The 22357-nt window shown below is 39.8% G+C and carries 16 protein-coding genes; 11 read left to right on the forward strand and 5 right to left on the reverse strand.

Translation table 11 applies throughout. The features are described 5' to 3' along the window. The first annotated feature begins 80 nt into the window (after positions 1 to 80). The 3 genes from ibaG (at position 81) to OOA_RS13125 (ending at position 2818) form a co-directional block, all read left to right on the forward strand. Entirely contained in the window at positions 81 to 335 is a 255-nt protein-coding gene (gene ibaG, locus OOA_RS13115) for a BolA family iron metabolism protein IbaG (protein WP_008912638.1), read from the forward strand. Positions 336 to 384: 49 nt separating this feature from the next. After that, entirely contained in the window at positions 385 to 1647 is a 1263-nt protein-coding gene (gene murA / locus OOA_RS13120; protein WP_008912639.1) for a UDP-N-acetylglucosamine 1-carboxyvinyltransferase, read from the forward strand. Positions 1648 to 2263: 616 nt separating this feature from the next. Further along, on the forward strand, positions 2264 to 2818 hold the full coding sequence (locus OOA_RS13125; protein WP_008912640.1) for a hypothetical protein: 555 nt from the start codon (positions 2264 to 2266) through the stop codon (positions 2816 to 2818). Between the two features lie 254 nt (positions 2819 to 3072). Here OOA_RS13125 and degS read toward each other — a convergent pair whose 3' ends face one another. The 3 genes from degS to zapG all read right to left on the reverse strand — a co-directional run bounded on the left by degS (position 3073) and on the right by zapG (position 6513). Then, positions 3073 to 4137, reverse strand: coding sequence for an outer membrane-stress sensor serine endopeptidase DegS (gene degS, locus OOA_RS13130; RefSeq protein WP_040691459.1), 1065 nt, complete (start codon positions 4135 to 4137; stop codon positions 3073 to 3075). Between the two features lie 220 nt (positions 4138 to 4357). Beyond that, positions 4358 to 5749 (reverse strand): Do family serine endopeptidase, encoded by a 1392-nt coding sequence (locus OOA_RS13135; RefSeq protein WP_008912642.1) that lies wholly within the window; start codon positions 5747 to 5749, stop codon positions 4358 to 4360. Positions 5750 to 6108: 359 nt separating this feature from the next. Next, entirely contained in the window at positions 6109 to 6513 is a 405-nt protein-coding gene (zapG, locus tag OOA_RS13140) for a Z-ring associated protein ZapG (RefSeq protein ID WP_008912643.1), read from the reverse strand. Positions 6514 to 6888: 375 nt separating this feature from the next. Between zapG and zapE the strand changes: the two genes are divergently transcribed. The 5 genes from zapE (at position 6889) to sspB (ending at position 11055) form a co-directional block, all read left to right on the forward strand. After that, positions 6889 to 8022, forward strand: coding sequence for a cell division protein ZapE (gene zapE, locus OOA_RS13145; RefSeq protein WP_008912644.1), 1134 nt, complete (start codon positions 6889 to 6891; stop codon positions 8020 to 8022). 281 nt (positions 8023 to 8303) lie between these two features. Further along, complete coding sequence (gene rplM / locus OOA_RS13150; protein ID WP_008912645.1) at positions 8304 to 8732, forward strand: 50S ribosomal protein L13; 429 nt, start codon at positions 8304 to 8306, stop codon at positions 8730 to 8732. 15 nt (positions 8733 to 8747) lie between these two features. Continuing rightward, complete coding sequence (rpsI, locus tag OOA_RS13155) at positions 8748 to 9140, forward strand: 30S ribosomal protein S9 (protein ID WP_008912646.1); 393 nt, start codon at positions 8748 to 8750, stop codon at positions 9138 to 9140. Between the two features lie 773 nt (positions 9141 to 9913). Next, positions 9914 to 10555, forward strand: a complete 642-nt coding sequence (gene sspA / locus OOA_RS13160) for a stringent starvation protein SspA (RefSeq protein WP_008912647.1) — start codon at positions 9914 to 9916, stop codon at positions 10553 to 10555. A 5-nt stretch (positions 10556 to 10560) separates the two neighbouring features. Next, positions 10561 to 11055, forward strand: a complete 495-nt coding sequence (sspB, locus tag OOA_RS13165) for a ClpXP protease specificity-enhancing factor (RefSeq protein ID WP_008912648.1) — start codon at positions 10561 to 10563, stop codon at positions 11053 to 11055. Between the two features lie 353 nt (positions 11056 to 11408). On the opposite strand, the gene OOA_RS13170 is transcribed toward sspB, so the two are convergent. After that, positions 11409 to 12824 carry an FAD-dependent oxidoreductase gene (locus tag OOA_RS13170; RefSeq protein ID WP_008912649.1) on the reverse strand — a complete coding sequence of 472 codons (1416 nt, stop codon included), beginning with the start codon at positions 12822 to 12824 and terminating at the stop codon, positions 11409 to 11411. Between the two features lie 10 nt (positions 12825 to 12834). Next, positions 12835 to 17298 (reverse strand): glutamate synthase large subunit, encoded by a 4464-nt coding sequence (gltB, locus tag OOA_RS13175; protein WP_008912650.1) that lies wholly within the window; start codon positions 17296 to 17298, stop codon positions 12835 to 12837. 1093 nt (positions 17299 to 18391) lie between these two features. Between gltB and arcB the strand changes: the two genes are divergently transcribed. The 3 genes from arcB (at position 18392) to mtgA (ending at position 22355) form a co-directional block, all read left to right on the forward strand. Beyond that, entirely contained in the window at positions 18392 to 20737 is a 2346-nt protein-coding gene (gene arcB, locus OOA_RS13180; protein ID WP_008912651.1) for an aerobic respiration two-component sensor histidine kinase ArcB, read from the forward strand. 233 nt (positions 20738 to 20970) lie between these two features. Continuing rightward, positions 20971 to 21621: an isoprenoid biosynthesis glyoxalase ElbB gene (gene elbB, locus OOA_RS13185; protein WP_008912652.1), complete on the forward strand. Its 651-nt coding sequence runs from the start codon at positions 20971 to 20973 to the stop codon at positions 21619 to 21621. An 8-nt stretch (positions 21622 to 21629) separates the two neighbouring features. Beyond that, the gene (mtgA, locus tag OOA_RS13190; protein ID WP_040691462.1) at positions 21630 to 22355 is read left to right on the forward strand and encodes a monofunctional biosynthetic peptidoglycan transglycosylase; all 726 of its coding nucleotides are present in this window, start codon (positions 21630 to 21632) and stop codon (positions 22353 to 22355) included. The last annotated feature ends 2 nt before the right edge of the window (positions 22356 to 22357 follow it).

Genomic DNA, 22357 nt, shown 5'->3' on the forward strand with positions numbered 1-22357 from the left:
TTGGTTTAAGAATCGAGTCGGATCCTTTAGGATAGTCGTCTATTTATACCAATTACGAATAATCATAAAATTGAGTCATTATGGAAACCAACGAAATAAAACAAGTATTGATGGAGAAACTTTCTCTGGATGAAGCCATCGTTAAAGGCGAAGGCAATCACTTTCAAGTTATTGCCGTCGGTGCCATATTTGAAAATATGAGCAGAGTCAAACAGCAGCAAGCTGTTTATGCACCTTTGATGGAGTATATTGCAGATAACCGCATTCATGCTCTTTCAATTAAAACATATACTCCCACTGAGTGGGAACGCGATCGCAAGCTAAATGGTTTTTGATAAAAAACCTGCGAACAGTATTTAAAATCTGAAATACGAGAGTAACTGAATGGATAAGTTTTTAGTTAAAGGGCCCACTCGTTTAGAGGGTGAGGTGTCAATATCAGGTGCGAAAAATGCCGCGCTACCAATTCTGTTCGCTGCGCTACTAGCCGAAGAGCCGGTAGAAATACAAAATGTCCCTAAGCTTAGAGATATTGATACGACAATTAAACTCCTGAGTCAGTTGGGAACTAAAATTGAGCGTAATGGCTCAATTTATGTCGATGCAAGTAATGTTACAGAATACTGTGCTCCTTATGATTTGGTCAAAACTATGCGTGCATCAATTTGGGCGCTGGCACCTTTGGTTGCGCGTTTTGGTCATGGGGAAGTTTCGTTACCTGGTGGCTGTGCTATCGGTGCGCGTCCTGTCGATCTGCATATTTCGGGTCTAGAGCAACTAGGAGCAAATATTGTTCTAGAAGATGGCTATGTTAAAGCAACAGTTGACGGGCGTTTAAAAGGCGCTTGTATCGTGATGGATAAAGTTAGCGTAGGAGCAACAGTCACAATTATGACTGCTGCAACATTAGCTGAAGGCACCACGACCATTGAAAATGCAGCGCGTGAGCCTGAAATCGAAGATACAGCCAACTTCTTGAATACCTTGGGAGCAAAAATCACAGGAGCGGGTACAGACCGTATTGTGATTGAAGGTGTTGAGCGTTTAGGTGGCGGAACTTATCGTGTCCTACCTGACCGTATTGAAACAGGGACTTTCTTAATTGCAGCAGCGGTTTCGAAAGGAAAAGTCATTTGTCGTAATGCATGCCCTGATACCTTAGATGCTGTTTTGGCTAAGCTACGAGAAGCAGGCGCTAAAATTGAAGTCGGTGAAGATTGGGTTAGTCTTGATATGGAAGGTAAGCGCCCTAAAGCTGTAACTTTACGGACGGCTCCACATCCTGGATTCCCAACGGATATGCAAGCCCAATTTAGTTTACTGAATTTAGTTGCTGAAGGTGCTGGAATGATCACTGAAACGATTTTCGAAAACCGTTTTATGCACATTCCTGAGCTAATTCGCATGGGTGCACATGCTGAAATCGAAAGTAATACTGTGTTATGCCATGGTGTTGAGAAATTAACGAGTGCACAGGTAATGGCAACCGATCTGCGTGCATCAGCGAGCTTGGTGATTGCAGGCTGTATTGCTCAAGGAACAACAACGGTTGATCGTATCTATCATATAGATCGTGGATATGAGCACATTGAAGATAAGCTGAGAGGCTTAGGTGCTAATATTGAGCGTATTCATTCAGACGATTAAATTTCTGGCATACAGCCATTTGTGAGTGTGTTCGCTTCATTCGTAGACCCTAGTGATATATATATGTCACTAGGGTTTGTTGATCTTTGAAGGCTAATTATTTTTCGCCATATTGCAGTCATCTCAATCAATGAGCACAGCAAAAACAAGTAGCAAAGAACAACAGCCCTTATTAATAACCTCATTTATCGCCTAGGTACAGTTCTAATTATTTGTTCATGATATCAATTCATCTAGTTATCTATATCATTCCTAATTATTTTAGCAAGTTACATTATACTCATCGTATCGTTTGATAAAAAATAGACTTTTTTCTATAATTTATGATTGGAATAAAATATGTGATGGCGATATTTAATGAATAATATTTTCTGGTTATATGTTACAAATAAGTTATTTTATTTTATCTAATATAATTCAGGAATAATCACTTTATATAAATGCTAGTTCAAATTAGTATTATAACACTAATCATATTCAATGCAGTTATATGATGAAAGTGTATAACTAAATGTAAAAGAAAAATAATTAACTTCAATTATTTATAGTTAATTATTCATATTAGCGTACTAGCGCTTAATAAATTTGAACATTAACCTTGGAGCTACGTTTAAAAATGTCAATGATGAAAATAAATTTTTCAGATAAAGCCATTGCGTGTATTTATAATTTAATGGGGCGTAATATATCATCAAAAACTGCAGGAAATCTTATTGCAAAAATTAAAAACATAAATCAGATAAATTTTGAAGGTGATAAAAATAATGAAAGTTATAAAATTTCCGAATCAATTTTTAAAGCTCTAAAAAGGAAAGCAGATATTTCAAAAAAATCTAAATTTCCAGTTAATATAAATCCGTTATTATCAAATGGTGTGAGTAGTTTATTTACGATTAAAACTAATACTTTATTTTTAGATAGGATGAAACTTTCAAATGAAATAAATAATAGCTTGAAAAATCATGATATTAAACAGGGTGGGTTAAATGAAAATTCTTGTTTAAAAAAGATATATCCTGATGATTTGGAACCTAGCGTGATAGTTTCAGATAATTTAGAGCTTAGTGAGCTAGATTGGGATATTTTTTCATTTGCTGTGACATACCCGGAAAAAATAGAATCCATACCTAGTATTCTTGAGAATAAAAGTAAGAGAAATAAACCAGTATAATAGAATATTAAATTTGGTCATCTGAATAAAGCTATTTATATATACCTAATGATTTAACGAGTATAATTTATTACTAAGTAAACTCGATATAATTCTAGTGTTTAATTTAAACTCTAAGCAGTATAATACACTGTTGACCAAAGCTATTAAGAATAAGCAATAATTAGTTAGTCATTATTGCCTATATAAAGCACCTGATGTACCCCATTAGGTGCTTTATATTTACGTGATAGGCTTTAGACAAAAAAGAAAATTTAACCTGATTGCTCTTCAGCAACTTCTTCAATAACGATATCGAAATTTTTAATCACACCATCACGCAATATTTTTACGGGGATTTTAGTGCCGGGGCGGATCTCTGCAACTAAATCCATTGTTTCTGAAGCCGAAATAGCCGGTTTGCCATCAACGGAAAGAATGATATCCCCTTGAATAATTCCAGCTTTAGCCGCAGGACCATTAGGTGCAATTTGGAATATTCGCAACCCTTTAATTTGGCTGATATTGTTATTGCTGGTTCTAATTTGAGGTAACTCACGAGCTGTAATGCCAATATAGCCTCGGATCACTCGTCCATCACGGATAAGCTTTTCCATGATTTTGGTTGCGAGTTCAGTTGGGATAGCAAAGCTTAACCCTTCAGCATTAACACCTTGCCCAGCACTGAAGGAGAGGGTGTTGATACCAACAAGTTCGCCTTCACTATTAATCAATGCCCCGCCTGAATTACCTGAATTAATAGAGGCATCTGTTTGTAAGAAATTTTGCCTACGGGTGGAGCTTAGGCCAACTCGCCCTGTTGCGCTAATAATTCCCTGAGTAACTGTTTGGCCTATATTATATGGATTACCAATAGCTAAAACGACATCACCGATATGGGTTATTCTTGCTGTATTGATTGGGATTACGGGGAGTTTTTCAGCTTCAATTTTGAGAACAGCTAAATCGGTTAAAACATCAGAACCAACTAGAAGGGCATCAAAAATTGAACCATTTTGTAACGCAACTAAAATTTGGTCAGGGTTATCAACAACATGTTTATTAGTGATGATATAGCCATTTGAGCTCATGATAACCCCAGAACCAAGAGATTTTAATTCACGACCAGACTGAGAAAAACTACCTTTAGAGCTGCTATAAACATACACAACGGCAGGTGCCGCTTTACGAACAGCATTATTATAGCTAACAGGTTCTCTCTCTAACTGACCATTAAGTAAGTTTGTGAAGCCTTGTGGGCGTAAGGAAGGGACCGCAATAATAATAATAATGGCGGTTAATAGGCCTAGCATTGCTGACCAGATAAGCTTCTTCACCATAAGATATCAATATTCAGCTGTTAATAAACGGAGCCTGAGCATACCACAAAAAAATAGGCACAGCAGTTTTGCTGTGCCTATTTTACTCATCAAGTTTCAAGTTATATTAGTCTTGTCACTCTACTACCCGAATCAGGCAATATAATTGCCGGAATAGTACCGTTTATTGCCTAACTGCACCTTGAATGACTTGAGGTATCAAAGCGATTGATATTGCTAATTAGTTTTTCATCAGCAGATATAACGTTTCATTACCACGTAATACTTTCATCGCTAGAACTGGCGGTTTAGCATCAATGACTTTACGGAATTGATCGATGTTTTCTACTCGAATATCATTGACACCAAAGATTAAGTCACCTTTCGCCAAACCAGTAGCCGCAGCTGGTGATTTAGGGGCAACACTGTCAATTTGAACACCTTTGGTATTGCTGATTGTTGCATTAGACAATGTTGCACCGAGCAAGTACTCACTCAGTTTTTCTGCTCTAGTTGCTTCGCCTTCATCATTTTCTAGTACCACTTTGACATCGAGTGGTTTACCTGAACGAATTAAACCAATAGTAATTTCTTTACCAATTTGGCTAGTACCAATTTTAGCTCTTAACTCGGCAAAGCTATTGAGAGGTTTACCATCAACAGAGACTATTATGTCACCTGCCTTGATACCTGCTTTAGCCGCTGAGGATTTCGGTAATACTGCACTGACAAACGCACCCCGCTGAATATTCGCATTAAAGACTTTTGCGATATCAGAAGTCAAATTTTTACCGGTAATACCTAAAATACCTCGTTTGACTTCACCATTTTTAATGAGTTGTTCGCTTAGATTTTTTGCCATATTGCTTGGGATAGCAAAACCAATACCGATATTACCGCCACCAGGTGCTAAAATTGCGGTATTAATACCGATCAATTCACCATTTAAGTTAACTAGTGCACCACCAGAGTTACCACGGTTAATAGAGGCATCAGTTTGGATAAAATTTTCTAACCCTTCTAGATTTAAGCCACTACGTCCCAGTGCAGATATAATTCCTGAAGTAGCTGTTTGACCAAGACCAAATGGGTTACCAACAGCGACTGCAAAATCACCGACACGTAGTTTATCTGAATCTGCAATGCTAACTGCAGTTAGATTTTTAATATCTTTATCATTGGTAATCTTCAACAAAGCGATATCGGTTTGTGCGTCTTTACCAATCAGTTTAACTTCAATCTCACGGCCATCATTTAGCTGAATTTGAATTTTATCAGCGCCATCAATAACATGGTTGTTGGTTAAAATGTAACCTTGCACAGCATCAATGATGACACCAGATCCTAAGCCTTCAAACGGTCGAGTACTTTGTTGTTGAGGCAGATTTGGACCAAAGAAAAATTTCAGTTCTTCTGGTATCTGTTGGTTTTGTACACGAGTCCCTGAAACATGAATACTAACGACAGCAGGAAGTACTTTTTCAAGCATTGGTGCCAAGCTTGGTAAATTTTGGCTTTGTGCTGATGCAGGTAGTGTAGCCGGTAAAGCAGCACTGCTAATTGAAGGTAATACTGAAAGGGATAACCCTAGGCTCAATGCAGCTGCAGTGAGAAAAAAACTTTTTCTTTTCATCATTCTGTATATTCTCTCAAGAATAAAATTTATCAGGTTGTAGCGATAGCTACACGAATCAAGATATCTTTTGCATATCAGATTTAATTTACTGATGTTTATGACCACGGATTATGCGCAAAAGTTCAGGCAACGGGTAGCAGTTATCCATTCTTTTACATCTATTTACATGGGCTATAGATGAGATTTTAATTTCTATACACTTTTGAAATAAAAAGAAATATTTTAAATGGATGGATATTTTGTAGAATATATTTAACTGATAGTTAAATAGCAGCAAACTCGTTATTTATGCTTAGAATAAAAACTATATTTGGAATTCACCAGTAAATTGCTTACTGGTGAATTAAAATGAAAGATTACTTCTCTTTTTCGTCTAATGGACGAAATAACCCTGATGCACCTTCAGAATAATCTCTTGGTGGCATTTTCACTGGTGCTTGATCATTATCTGCTTCAGACTCGGTTAAGCGATAACTGAATGGGTTGTCTTGCGCTGGTAAGTCAGGCATCAGTTCAGAAGAACTTTGCGCCATATGTTGATAAAGTTGACGATAATCACGAGCCATTTTATCAAGTAACTCTGCACTACGGGCAAAGTGGCTGACGAGTTCTTTACGATACTCTTCTAGCTCGGTGCTTTTTTTATCTAATTCAGCTTGCGCTGTTTTTTGTTGGCGAAGTTTTGGGTTCCCATAACGGACAACCAATGCGCCGATAATGAAACCAACTACTAATCCAATTAGTGCATACTCCCAGGTCATGCTGACTCCTTCGTTTACTTCACTGTTCGCAGAAATTAAGCTTGGTTATCTATAACTATACTCAAAATAATACAAAATGCATGTAGACAGCAAGCAACACTATTTCTATGAAAAAAGCCCGATGAGCATAGTAAACTGTATTTCGGGGCGCTGAGTGCTGCAATATATTGACATTTGTAGCACACTCCATGCAACTTGAAGTATGACGAGTATATACCTGTTAATAACTAAAAAGTGGAATACTAAGGGTAAATTCCTTACTCTTTTAGTATTTGTTAACCGGACGTTAAGTGATAAGTTGAATCTGGTTATAATAAGGGCAGTGTATATCATATAACGGAAAAAAAACCGAAATTTTTAAGGATTATTCAGTTAATGTCGCCGATTACCCCTACTATGCGTTATCAACAGGCTCTTGCTGAAGGTAATTACCAGCCTGATGATGTGCAGAAACGTGCCGTTGCACGTTTAGATGAAATTTATCAGCAGTTGATTGCTACATCTTTCAGTGAACAACAACATGAGAAGCCCTCCAGTTTTAAAAAGCGTTTAGGGCGTCTACTCGGCAAAACGCAAACAGCAGTGCATACACCCGTACAAGGACTTTATATGTGGGGTGGTGTTGGGCGAGGTAAAACTTGGCTCATGGATATGTTCTATGAAAGCCTGCCGGGGAATCGCAAATTACGTTTACACTTTCATCGATTTATGAAGAAAGTTCAGGAGGATTTGATGGCGCTTCAAGGCCAAGAAAATCCACTAGATATTATTGCTGATGAATTTAAAAAGCAGACAGATATTCTCTGTTTTGATGAATTTTTTGTCTCAGATATTACGGATGCAATGATTTTAGGAACGTTACTCGAAGGCTTATTTGCGCGCGGGATCACCCTAGTTGCAACCTCAAATATAATCCCTGATGATCTGTATCGTAATGGTTTACAACGTGCCCGATTCTTACCAGCAATTGAGCAAATTAAAAAATATTGTGAAGTGATGAATGTCGATGCGGGTGTTGATTACCGATTAAGAACATTAACGCAAGCTCACCTCTTTTTATCACCTATTGACGAAGGTAGCCGCCAACATCTTAATGAAACCTTCGTTAAGTTAGCAGGCAAACGTGGTGAGCAACAACCTATGTTGGAAGTGAATCATCGAAAAATGCAGGCGATTAACTCAGCAGAAGGTGTGTTGGCAATTAGCTTCAAGACGTTATGCGAAGAACCTCGTAGTCAAAACGACTATATTTTTTTATCAAACTGTTATCATACCGTGCTGCTCTACGATGTTCCTGTATTGGGCGTTAAAGAAGAAAACGCAGCACGACGTTTTCTAGCGTTGGTCGATGAATTTTATGAACGAAAGGTGAAGTTGATTATTAATGCGGAAGTACCAATGGAATCACTTTATCAAGGTAAGCTGTTAGCCTTTGAATACCAACGCTGCCTTTCTCGTTTGCAAGAAATGCAAAGTGAAGAATATTTAAAAATTCCTCATTTGGCCTAAAAGTATAAATGCAGTGTGTTGGTTAATATTTGCACACAAATACATCTATTATTTGAACATATAGAAAAAAAGTGTTTTTGGGGTCGATTTTTGTCGCTGACTTCTCTATAATCTTGCGACCCCACGTTACAGCGATGTTTTTTATTTCCCAAAAAATATCGCATAATGCCGGCTAGGCTGCTCGAAGGGGTGGGTTTGCTGGACAAGAGTCATGTGAACCTCACAAAGCTTATGAACATGAGTGTTCACAAACGTGTAACTTCAATATTGGGTAAGTTTTAATGAAAACTTTTACAGCTAAACCAGAAACCGTAAAACGTGACTGGTACGTTGTTGATGCAGATGGCAAAACTTTAGGCCGTCTTGCAACAGAAATTGCTAGCCGTCTGCGCGGTAAGCATAAGCCGGAGTATACTCCGCACGTTGATACTGGTGATTACATCATCGTTCTTAACGCAGAAAAAGTTGCTGTTACCGGCAATAAACGCGAAGACAAAATCTACTATCGCCACACAGGCCATGTAGGTGGAATTAAGCAAGCGACTTTCGAAGAAATGATTGCTCGCAGTCCTGAGCGTGTGATTGAAATCGCGGTTAAAGGCATGTTGCCAAAAGGGCCTCTGGGTCGTGCAATGTACCGTAAACTGAAAGTTTACGCAGGTAACGAGCACAACCACGCGGCACAACAACCGCAAGTTCTTGACATTTAATCGGGATTATAGGCAATGGCTGAAAATCAATACTACGGCACTGGTCGCCGCAAAAGCTCTTCCGCTCGTGTCTTCATTAAGCCAGGTAGCGGTAACATTACAATCAATCAGCGTACGCTGGAACAGTACTTTGGTCGCGAAACTGCGCGCATGGTCGTTCGTCAGCCGTTAGAATTGGTTGAAATGTTAGGAAAATTTGATCTGTACATCACTGTTAAAGGTGGTGGTATTTCAGGTCAAGCTGGTGCAATCCGTCACGGTATTACTCGTGCACTGATGGCTTATGATGAGACTCTTCGTTCTGATCTGCGTAAAGCTGGTTTTGTTACTCGTGATGCGCGTTCTGTTGAACGTAAGAAAGTGGGTCTACGCAAAGCGCGTCGTCGTCCACAGTTCTCCAAGCGTTAATTTATTACCCTTTGGGTATAAAATTGATGAAAAAACCCGTCTTTATGACGGGTTTTTTATTATCTAAAATAAGCATGCAACCCTCGAATGCCGGACTCTTAACATCTTAATTAAAAAATAAGATTATTTTATTTCCCTCTTCAAATTACCTGGCCGATGTTGGAAATATGGAACATCTCGTGACCTAATTATGGTATATATTTCTAGTTGTCATGCTTTTTTCATCAAAATAACACCACAGTTAACTCCCATGAATTTTGAGTCGTATTGGTGAAAATGAAAATGAAAATGAAAATGCCAAGGTCAGCTGGGGCGGTAATTTAATTTACAACCTATTTTTTACAATAAGGTACCGTGGCTTGACGTATTGCGAATATAAAGCGACTATAGGAAAGGTTAGCTCGCGGTAATTCATTATTTTAAGATGACATTTATATTTTAAAATGGTAAGTCTAGAGTTTTATCCAAGGTTTTATCACTGAATAATCATAACTATTTAATTTTATATTCTAATTTTTGGTTCGGTATTTATTCTAAATAATATTAAGTTATGATTTTTTCACCTATGCCCCCCTAAGTAGTGCAAAATCTGCTAGAATACGCGACTGCTTTTTATTTTGTTATTTCTCGCTTTATTGTCGCGAGAGGGTTGTGCTGACTTTCGATATGGATAGATGAAGGTTCTTGCACTGGGGATTTTAAAGTGAATGGGCTCGTAATTATTAAAAAACTAATTACAGTTTAATTCATTTTTATGCAATTTGGAGGTTTTAATGGCTGTCGCTCCTAACAAACGTTCGGTAATGACATTATTTTCAGGCCCAACCGACATTTTTAGTCATCAAGTACGTATTGTTTTGGCTGAAAAAGGGGTTAGCGTTGAGATTGAGCATGTCGAACAAGGTCATCTGCCTCAAGATCTGATTGATCTAAACCCATACCAGAGCGTGCCAACGCTTGTTGACCGTGATCTGACCCTATATGACCCACACATTATCATGGAATACCTTGATGAGCGTTTCCCTCATCCACCTTTAATGCCTGTTTATCCTGTTGCGCGCGGTACAAGTCGCCAATTGATGCACCGCATTGAAAAAGACTGGTATTCACTGATGAATAAAATTGAGAAAGGAAGTGCGCAGGAAGCCGACCATGCACGCCGTCAGCTAGCAGAAGAATTAATTGCAATTTCTCCTGTATTTGCTGAAATGCCTTTCTTTATGAGTGATGAATTCAGCTTAGTCGATTGCTACCTAGCACCGCTATTATGGCGTTTACCTGTACTGGGTATTGAATTGAAGCCATCAAGTAGCAAACATCTACAAATGTACATGCAGCGTGTATTCGAACGCGATGCATTCTTGGCTTCACTGACTGAGCTAGAACGCGAAATGCGTCTATCTGCGCGAGGCTAAGTATGATGGAAATGGCACCAATGACACCCCGACGCCCCTATCTGTTACGTGCGCATTACGAGTGGTTGCTCGATAACGATATGACGCCGCATTTGGTGGTTGATGTCAATGTCCCTAATATCAATGTACCGATGGAATTTGCTCGTGATGGGCAAATTGTGTTGAACGTGGCTCCACGTGCAGTCGGTAACTTTGAGATAACCGATGACGAAGTGCGCTTTAATGCCCGTTTTGGCGGTGTACCTCGTCAGGTATATGTTCCGATGGCGGCTATCATTGCTATCTATTCCCGTGAGAATGGTGCGGGTATGATGTTTGAGCCTGAAGCTGCTTACGAAGACCAGCTATCTGGTGAGCTTGAGGTGGTTGAACGCAATCCAACGGAAGGCATAACGTTAGTTCATGAATCAGAGCCAACAAGTGAGCCGTCATCTTCATCAGATGATGAGCCACCACCGCCGCCACCGAAGGGTAGGCCATCACTGCGAGTCATCAAGTAACCCGTCATACTTCACGTCGTAGCGTTATTGACTGCATTCATAAGGTTAGTCACGTACTTTGGTATGTTCCTAACCTTCATTCATTTGCTGTAACCTGCCAGATTCCGTGCCATAGCGTTTTGTTGACCGCATTCATGAATTATTTAGGTTTTAAGTACAGGTAATGAAAAATTAGTAAGCGTGACATGTCACGTTTTTAGTCGATTATAACTAATTTAATATTAAAAACACATTTAATTTCATTATGTTATGAGGTTTTTTTATATCCTTGGAATTTCGATGATTAGGATATAAATGATAGACAGAGAGGGATTCCCTCTGCCATTTCATTTCAATTAATTAATGCTAGGCAATCACACGCCCATGTAACATAAAATTCCATCAGCAGCTTTACGCCCTTCAGCAATAGCCGTGACGACTAAATCTGAACCTCGAACGATATCACCGCCAGCAAATATCTTTGGATTCGATGTTTGATACGGAAGCAGTGCTTCGCTATTAGCGATAATTCTTCCTTGATTATCCAACTGAACATCATGTTCGATTAGCCAAGGCATCGCATGAGGACGGAAGCCAAAAGCGGTGATCACAGCATCTGCCGGTAAAAAGTGCTCTGAATCTTCGATGATTTCCACTTGAGAGCGACCATTTTTAGTGCTTGCTATACGGGTATTCACTACTTTAACACCACATACTTTGCCTTGTTGGTCGACTTCAATGCTAACTGGCTGCAAGTTAAAGATAAATTCTGCACCTTCTTCACGCGCATTTTTCACTTCTCTTGGTGAACCTGGCATATTGGCTTCATCTCGTCGATAAGCACAGCTCACTTTTGTTGCACCTTGTCGAATTGCTGTACGTACGCAGTCCATTGCAGTATCACCGCCCCCGAGCACGACAACGTGCTTGTTTTTGAGGTCGGTATAAGGCGTATTGGATTCATCAGCAAATCCCATTAGTTGACGCGTGTTAGCAATAAGATAAGGAAGTGCATCATATACACCTTCAGCATCTTCATTGGCTATTTGCCCTTTGGTTGACTGATAGGTTCCTGTGCCAATAAATACCGCGTCATATTCCTCTATCAAGCTGTTTAAGGAGATATCTTTGCCTATTTCGGTATTGAGTTTGAATTCAATTCCCATCGAGGTGAAAATTTCCCTGCGACGAGTCATAATTTCTTTTTCAAGCTTAAATGCAGGTATTCCAAAAGTGAGTAAACCACCTATTTCAGGATGACGATCATAAACGGTCGTTTGTGCACCATTGCGAGCTAACACATCTGCACATGCAAGACCAGCGGGACCCGCACCAATAATAGCAACGCGTTTATTGACGGGTACCACATTGGATAGGTCAGGGCGCCAGCCCATTGCAAATGCGGTATCATTAATGTAACGCTCAATATTACCGATAGTCACTGCACCAAAGTCATCATTCAGAGTACATGCACCTTCACATAAACGATCTTGCGGACAAACGCGTCCACACACTTCCGGCAAGCTATTAGTTTGATGAGAAAGCTCTGCTGCTTCGATAATTCGCCCTTCATTAGCCAATTTTAACCAATTAGGAATATAGTTATGAACAGGGCATTTCCACTCACAGTAAGGATTGCCGCATGAAAGGCAGCGATCAGCCTGTGTTTGTACCTGAATGGCATTAAATGGCTCGTAAATTTCAACAAATTCAATTTTACGGATATTCAATGTTTTTTTAGGTGGATCAACACGTTGTAAGTCGATAAATTGATAAACATTCTGGCTCATTTTTTTCTCCTTACTGTGCTTGAACGCGTAGTTCAGCCGCGGAACGGCTACGATGACCTAACAGCGCATTAATATCACTTGATTTTGGTTTAACCAGTACAAAACGACTTACCCAGTGTTGCCAATTCGCTAAAATGGTTTCAGCATGAGTTGAATGAGTCAGACGGACATGCTCAGTAATTAGTCCTCGTAAATGCTCTGCATGGATAGGCAAATCATTCACCGATAAAAGCTCAACCATTTCTGAATTAACACGGCGTGAGAAAGTATCTTTTTCATCAAGAACATACGCAAAGCCGCCAGTCATACCAGCACCAAAGTTAATACCAGTGTTGCCAAGTACGCAGACTATCCCACCAGTCATATATTCACAGCCGTTATCACCGATACCTTCGATGACTGCTGTTGCACCTGAATTACGTACAGCAAAACGTTCACCAGCAAGACCTGCAGCATAAAATTTACCGCCAGTTGCACCATAAAGACAGGTATTGCCCGCAATAGTTGTTTTATGGGTGGCAAATGACGAGCCAACTGGAGGGCGAATGGCGATAATCCCCCCCGTCATTCCTTTGCCCACATAATCATTGGCATCGCCAGTTAACAGCAACTCGACACCACCTGCATTCCAGACACCAAAGCTTTGTCCTGCGGTTCCTGTAAAATTCAGTTGTAATGGCGTTGCTGCAAAACCTTGGTCACCAAAGCGACGAGCAATCTCACCAGATAATGTCGCGCCAATTGAACGATCAGTATTCATGATATCGTAGAAAAATGCTTTGGATTGTTGTTGTGCCAAATAAGGTTCAGCATCACGTATAATGCGTTGATTCAATAAGCCTTCATCAAAAGGTGGATTGGTTTCCGTACAAAAGACCGCGGCACCTACATGTGGTTCACTCGTTTCTAACAAGCTATGCAGGTTAATTTTATTTTGTTTTGCTGTTGTACCTTCAATAATTTCGAGCAAATCAGTACGACCAATTAAATCAGTGAGCTTAGTGACACCAATAGCTGCCATCAATTCACGGGTTTCTCTCGCAATAAAGCGGAAGTAGTTGATCACGCGTTCAGGCAAACCATGATAATGATGTTGTCTCAACGTATCATCTTGAGTTGCTACCCCTGTCGCACAGTTATTGAGATGGCAAATTCGTAAGTATTTACAGCCAAGAGCGACCATTGGACCTGTACCGAAGCCAAAACTTTCAGCCCCTAAGATAGCAGCTTTGATGATATCAAGCCCTGTTTTGAGACCGCCATCAGTTTGTAAGCGAATTTTATGACGAAGGCCGTTGGCAACAAGCGCCTGCTGAGTTTCAACAAGGCCAAGCTCCCATGGGCAGCCAGCGTACTTTACAGATGAGATTGGACTGGCTCCTGTTCCGCCATCATACCCAGCAACGGTAATCAAATCGGCATAAGCTTTAGCAACCCCAGTTGCAATAGTACCTACACCCGGCTCAGAGACTAATTTAACCGAGATTAACGCCTGTGGGTTGACTTGTTTGAGGTCAAAAATCAGCTGTGCCAAGTCTTCAATCGAATAAATATCATGATGTGGTGGTGGTGAGATTAAGGTAACACCCGGTACCGAATAGCGTAACCGTGCAATATAAGGAGTTACCTTATCACCTGGAAGCTGACCACCTTCACCCGGTTTTGCACCTTGAGCTACTTTGATTTGAATAACATCGGCATTGACTAGATAAGCGGGTGTTACACCAAATCGACCTGAAGCAACTTGCTTAATACGGGAACGTTTTAGAGTTCCGTAACGTGCTGGATCTTCACCACCTTCTCCTGAATTAGAGAAGCCACCTAATGTATTCATCGCAATAGCTAGAGCTTCATGTGCTTCAGGGCTAAGAGCACCAATTGACATGGCCGCAGTGTCAAAACGTGAGAATAAAGCTTCTTCTGGTTCGACGTCAGCAAGTGAAATGGCATTATTTGTCGTTTTCAATGACAGTAGGTCACGAAAAGTTGTTGTCGGGCGGTTATTGACTAACTGAGCATATTTCAGATAATCATCATAATCGCCACTATGAACCGCTTCCTGTAATGTTTTGACTACATCAGGATTATAAGCGTGGTATTCACCATTGTGGCTATATTTGAGTAGCCCGCCTTGTTCTATTGGTAAACGAGGCAACCATGCTTTACGTGATAAATTAAATAAATCTAATTCAAAATCACTAAAGCTAGCGCCACTTAATCGGCTAACTACACCGTTAAAACACAGCTCAGTAATTTCTTCATGTAAACCAACTGCTTCAAATAATTTTGCACAACGGTAAGAGGCAATTGTCGAAATACCCATCTTCGACATGATTTTATACAGCCCTTTATTAATACCATTGCGATAATTCAACATAACATTTGCGAGTGGCTTATCAAAAAGTTGATTTTCGGCCATCGCAGCTAATGATTCATAGGCTAAGTAAGGATAAATAGCGGTCGCGCCAAAGCCTAATAATACCGCAAAATGATGTGGATCTCTTGCACTTGCGGTTTCAATAATTAAGTTAGCATCGCAGCGTAAATTGTTTTCAACTAAGGCATGGTGCACTGCACCAATCGCCATTGCTGCTGGAATAGGTAGGCGATCTGGTGAAATTTGGCGATCGGAAAGAACTAATAATACCGCGCCATCACGCACTTTTTGCTGAGCCTCTTGGCAGAGGTTTTCAATAGCTTGTTTTAATGAATGAACAGCCGGTTGGTAGGTTATGTCCACAACTTCTGTTTTGTAGTAGCGGCTATCTTGTTCACATAACTGTTGAAAGTCGGAATAGAGTAAAATAGGCGATTTAAAGCTTAATCTATGTGCTTGCCCTTCAGCTTCACAAAAAACATTCATTTCGCGACCAATACAGGTAGCGAGTGACATGACATGTGCTTCTCTCAGTGGGTCAATCGGTGGGTTAGTCACCTGCGCAAACATTTGGCGGAAATAGTCATAGAGGATACGTGGGCGTTGAGAAAGCACTGCAAAAGGAGTGTCATCGCCCATTGAGCCTGTTGCCTCCTGACCATTTTCGCCTAATACACGAATGAGCTGATCAAGTTCTTCGCTGCTGTAAGCAAACTGTTTTTGATAAGCAGCGAGGGTTTGGTTATCCATCGAACGATGGCCAACAGCCTCTTCAGCTTGTTCCATTGCTTCGAAAGGCTTCAGGCGGATCACGTTTTTTTCAAGCCACAATTTATATGGATGACGGCTTTTTAAGTCATGGTCGGTTTCCGCGCTATGTAGGATCCGCCCTTCTTGGGTATCGATAAGCATCAGCTCACCGGGGCCAACACGGCCTTTTTGTACTACTTCATCGGGTTGGTAATCCCAGATACCGACTTCAGACGCACAGGTAATGAGTTTATCTTTGGTGATGACATAACGAGCGGGACGCAAGCCGTTTCTATCAAGATTACAGGCAGCGAAACGCCCATCTGACATAACAAGCCCAGCTGGACCATCCCAAGGCTCCATATGCATTGAATTGAAATCAAAGAAAGCTTTGAGATCTTCATCCATATCTGGATTATTTTGCCAAGCAGGTGGAACCAATAAACGGATTGCACGAACTAAATCCATACCACCACTGAGTAACAGCTCAAGCATATTATCGAGGGAGCTAGAATCTGAACCTGTTTCATTGACAAAGGGGGCCGCAGATTGCAAGTCAGGTATTAGTGGCGTACGAAATTTGTATGAGCGCGCGCGCGCCCACTGGCGGTTAGCTGTAATGGTATTAATTTCGCCATTGTGTGCTAAATAGCGGAATGGTTGTGCTAATGGCCAGCGTGGAACTGTATTGGTTGAAAAACGCTGATGGAATAAGCAAATCGCTGATTCCATGCGTAAATCAGCGAGATCTGGGTAAAAGCGTGGTAAGTCTGCCGCCATACATAACCCTTTGTAAATGGTCACAAGGTTAGACAGGCTACAAATATAAAAATCACTATCACTAATGCGCTTTTCGATACGACGACGAGCAATGAATAAACGCCTTTCAAGATCACGAGGACGCCATCCCGCAGGGGCATTGATAAAGACTTGTTCTATTTGAGGTAGGCTAGAAAGTGCAATGCTACCAAGGATGTCGCGGTTAATAGGAACTTTACGCCAGCCGACAATAGCAAGCGTTTCATCAAGGATTTCTTCTTCAATAATTCTGCGACACTCGGAAGCAATTGCCTCATCTTGACTTAAAAAGATCATACCGACAGCATAGTTTCGAGCGAGTCGCCAGCCGTTTTCCTCTGCGACTAAATGAAAAAAACGGTCAGGTTTTTGTAATAATAATCCGCACCCATCCCCCGTTTTTCCATCGGCGAGTATCGCGCCACGATGCTGCATTCTAGCGAGAGCATGAATCGCTGTTCTGACTATTTTATGGCTAGGTTCGCCTTCTATATGGGCAATAAGTCCGAAGCCGCAATTGTCTTTTTCAAGCCTTTTATCATACAACATACATTCTCCGTCATCTTTCGCGCTACAACGTTGTTGCCTACGGTCTCTCACCCTAGTCACATAGTTATCCTATGCTCCTAGGGATTCGCTCTCTTGTCGCCTAGTTGTCGCGTGAAATCTTTAGGAGAATGAACTCTTGTATTTTTCACGCTACAACATTGTTGGCTATGTTCTCTCACCCCAGTGATATCTTATGCTTCTAGGGATCTGCTCTCTTGTCGCCTATTTATTGCTATTGCTCACTAATTCCGTGGTAAGTCTTCCGCGCACACAAAACAGCAGCGCCAGTGAGTCGCTGTTATCCGTTATTAATAAATATAAACTGCGTGTATGGGATGAACAGTTATGTATACGTCATCAGAAGAGAGGGCGGCACACGGTAAGGTTTTAAATTAGCGAGATTTTTTTTCTAGGTCAAATAGCGCGTAATAAACATTATTTGCAAGATAAAATAATGTCATTTATTTGATAAAGAAAGAAAAAGTCACCAAAAATGCTTTTGTGATAGAGGTCTTACTTTTAAAAATACTGTGACACACATCACTGTCAAGTTGGGTTTTCTTATTGTTACTCTGTTGAATTTAACTTATTAGTTGGCGTTATAAACTTAGTTTCTGTCTACGTCTGGTTTTATATTCTGTTTTTTGTTGTTTTATAAATTTAATAATATGGTAAGCCACCATCACAAATGCTTATGTTATTGAAAAATATTTTTTTATTGGCATTCTTTGTGTGGTTATTTGAGTTTAAGTTTATTTTATACAAAATAATTAAAGTTGCCTTTAAGCGATAAATGACGCTCTCGCTAAAGATTTAGCGGCCGTTTTTCAGGATAAGTTTTGGTTGTTTTTTCGCGAACTGTAATTTTAAGTCGCATTGAAATGAATATGGCAGAGATAAATATAAATCTTAATTATTTTTTAAATAGCCTAAATTTAATATCAATACAATAATTAGATTTAATGATAAAAGTTTTGCGATTCAGCTAAAAATAGCCACTTTTAATGAGCAGGATCGACATTTTTTATTAACGAACATTCGAATTTGCCATATTTGATATATGATTCAATGAGAATCAAATTAAGGGGTGGTTATGAAAGTACTTCGCGGTCTTGCGCAATATTATGTCGACCTAATGATGAAGCTGGGGTTAGTCAGATTCTCTCTTTTGCTTGCATCAGCTTTGGTTATTCTTGCAATGATTATGCAAATGGCCGTTACCATTGTGTTGAGAGGGCAGGTTAATAGTGTTGATTTGGTTGGTTCCATTTTTTTTGGTCTGATTATTACGCCTTTGGCAGTCTATTTTTTATCCGTTGTTGTTGAGCAACTTGAAGAGTCTCGCCAACGCCTTTCTCGCATGGTTGATAAACTGGAAGTCATGCGCAAACGTGATGCGCAACTAAATACTCAACTACAAGGAAATATTGAACAGTTAAACCAAGAAATTAGTGAGCGAGAAAAAGCAGAAAGCGCACACCTTGAATTGCTTGAGCAACTAAAGCAAGAGATGAAACATCGTGAACAGACTCAAATTGAGCTTGAGCAGCAGTCTGTATTATTGCGATCTTTCCTTGATGCCTCTCCAGATTTAGTTTATTACCGTAATGAAAACAATGAGTTTTCAGGATGTAACCGTGCAATGGAATTGCTGACTGGCAAAAGTGAGAAACATCTTGTTGGGTTAACTCCATTGGATATTTATGATGTTGAAATCGCATCTAAAGTGATGGAAACCGATGAAAAAGTTTTTCGGCATAATGTATCGTTAACCTACGAACAATGGCTAGTTTACCCTGACGGGCGAAAAGCATGTTTCGAACTTCGAAAAGTACCGTTTTATGATCGGGTCGGAAAACGACATGGGCTTATGGGCTTTGGGCGCGATATAACGGAACGTAAGCGTTATCAAGAAGCGTTAGAGAATGCTAGTAGGGATAAGACGACTTTCATCTCAACGATTAGCCACGAGCTTCGTACGCCACTTAACGGCATTGTCGGATTAACGCGTATCCTCCTAGATACAGAACTGACCTCAGAACAAACAAGCTACCTCAAAACGGTTTATGTCAGCGCTGTCACATTGGGGAATATTTTTAATGACGTCATCGAAATGGATAAGATTGAACGCCGTAAAGTTCAACTTGATAATCAGCCCGTTTCGCTACCTGAATTTGTTAATGATTTAAATAATTTAAGTGGTTTATTAGTACAGCCTAAAGGGCTCAATTTTGTCATGGATGTTGCGGCAGAACTTCCAGAAAAAGTGCTAACAGATGGTACTCGATTACGTCAAATTTTATGGAACCTGATCGGCAATGCCGTCAAATTTACACAAAATGGCAAAGTTAAGCTAAGTATATGGCGTGAAAGTGATAATAAACTGTTCTTCCGTGTTAGTGATAGTGGAATTGGTATACCGAAGGATGAACTCGATAAAATTTTTGCTATGTATTATCAAGTGACTGATAGCGCTGGTGGAAAGCCTGCTACAGGGACGGGTATTGGGCTAGCTGTATCACGTCGCTTAGCCCAAAATATGGGGGGAGACATTCAGGTTGAAAGTGAGATTGGTAAAGGTTCAACCTTTACACTTTCTATCGTAGCACCAGTTATTGAAGAAGAAATTATCGATACGCAAGAAATCGAAGAGGATTACCCATTACCTGCTTTACATATTTTGCTCGTAGAAGATATTGAGCTGAATGTGGTTGTTGCGCGTTCAGTACTTGAAAACTTAGGTAACTCAGTTGATGTTGCTATGAATGGCCAAGATGCTTTATCGATGTTTACACCCGGAGAATACGATTTAGTTTTACTGGATATCCAACTTCCCGATATGACGGGAATGGATATTGCGCGTGAATTGAATAAGCGTTACCAAAAAAACGATTTACCACCATTGATAGCACTCACCGCAAATGTGTTGAAGGATAAAAAAGAGTACTTCGATGCTGGAATGGATGATGTACTGAGTAAGCCCTTATCCGTTTCTGCGCTGACACAAGTGATTGAGCAATATTGGGGTGAGAATACGCATGAACATGTTCAGGAGCGCGCTGAGAACGTTTCCACTGATACGAATGAGTCGGTGTTAGATTGTGACATGTTAGAGCAGTACCTTGAGCTAGTGGGGCCTAAATTAATTTATGATGGTCTTGAAGTTTTCGAAAAAATGTTACCCGGCTATCTTGCTATCCTTGATTCGAATATGGTGGCAAAAGACCAAAAAGGTATTGTTGAAGAAGGCCATAAAATTAAAGGTGCAGCGGGTTCTATCGGGTTGAAAAATCTACAAAGAATCGCACAACAAATTCAATCACCAGAACTGCCTGCTTGGTGGGATAATGTTCAAGAATGGGTTGATGAGTTAAAGCAAGATTGGAAGTCAGATATAGAAAGTTTGAGAAACTATGTTGATGTACGTACCAAAAAATAACCCCAACCGAAGTTGGGGTGCGCGAATACTGCGCCAACACCAGGGAAATCGTTGATCCACCTATATTTTTTTTGGGGGGTAGATCTTTAAAACCTATTTACTGCCTAAGAGGATAACACCAAGATACCAAATATTAGCGTTTTTGTTACAAGATTCATTAAAATCTGTGATGAAGATTGATGTTTATTCTCTTTTAGCGGTTGAGATACAATTTACTACAAATGGAGCCAGATATGAAATCAATTGCGGTTATTTTGAGTGGATGCGGTGTTTTTGATGGAAGTGAGATTCATGAATCAGTATTAACTATGCTTGCTTTAAGTAAAAACAATGCTGAAGTTCACTTTTTTGCGCCTAATGAAAATCAAGCTACTGTTATTAATCATATTACAGGTGAAGAAAAAAAAGAAAATCGCAATCAAATGGAAGAGGCTGCTCGTATTTCTCGTGGTAAAATAGCACCTTTGTCGTCTGCGGATGCCAATAAGCTAGATGCTCTCATAATACCAGGTGGTTTCGGTGCAGCAAAGAATTTATGTGATTTCGCAATGAAAGGAAGTGACTGTGAAATTAATAAGGAACTATTAAGTTTAGTCCGAAAAATGCATGAGCAGAAAAAACCGCTTGGGCTGATGTGTATTGCCCCCGTGATGCTTCCTAAAATGTTAAATACATCAGTTGAATTAACAATTGGTGATGATAAAGAAATAATCATTCAAATTGAAAAAATGGGTGGTAAGCATATTCCCTGTTCTGTTGACAATATTGTAGTAGATCATACTAATAAAGTTGTTACAACACCTGCATATATGCTGGCACAATCTATTTCGGATGCTGAGCTCGGTATTAATAAACTTGTTGAGAAAGTATTAGAAATGGTGTGATTAACGGAATGGGAATCGTATTGTCTCGAACATGGTATTGGTTAAAGAGAGTTTTTCTTTTGTTAATCGTTTTTTGGTTTGGTACTGTAATTACGTTTAAATACGTACCAGTACCATTTTCTGCTGTCATGATTGAACGACAATTATCAGCTTGGATAGACTTAAATTTTTCTTATGTATCACGATCTGAATGGGTGAATGAAAATCACATTTCTCCCTATTTATACTTGGCTGTAATCGCAGCAGAAGATCAAAATTTTCCACATCATTGGGGTTTTGATATTGATGCAATTGAAAGCGCTTTAAAACATAATTCGGCTAAAAAAAGTACAGTTAGAGGGGCTTCAACGATCTCACAACAAACAGTTAAAAACTTATGGTTATGGGATGGTAGAAGTTGGTTTAGAAAAGGGATTGAAACGGTCATGACACCAATTATGGAGGTTACATGGTCAAAAACAAGGATACTTACTGTTTATTTAAATATAGTGGAGTTTGGAGATGGGGTTTTTGGGGTTGAAGAAGCATCAAAACAATTCTTTAAAAAGTCAGCAAATCAATTGACTATGGAGGAAGCGGCTTTGTTAGCAGCAGTTCTACCAAACCCACATAGATTTAAGGTTAAAAGTCCATCATCTTATGTCTTAAAAAGGCAAGCTTGGATCCTTCATCAGATGAGCTTATTAGGTGGTAAGAATTATCTGAAAAATAATCATATAGGTCCCACAAAATAAAA

It is taken from the genome of Providencia burhodogranariea DSM 19968, from assembly GCF_000314855.2.
Classification (GTDB): domain Bacteria; phylum Pseudomonadota; class Gammaproteobacteria; order Enterobacterales; family Enterobacteriaceae; genus Providencia; species Providencia burhodogranariea.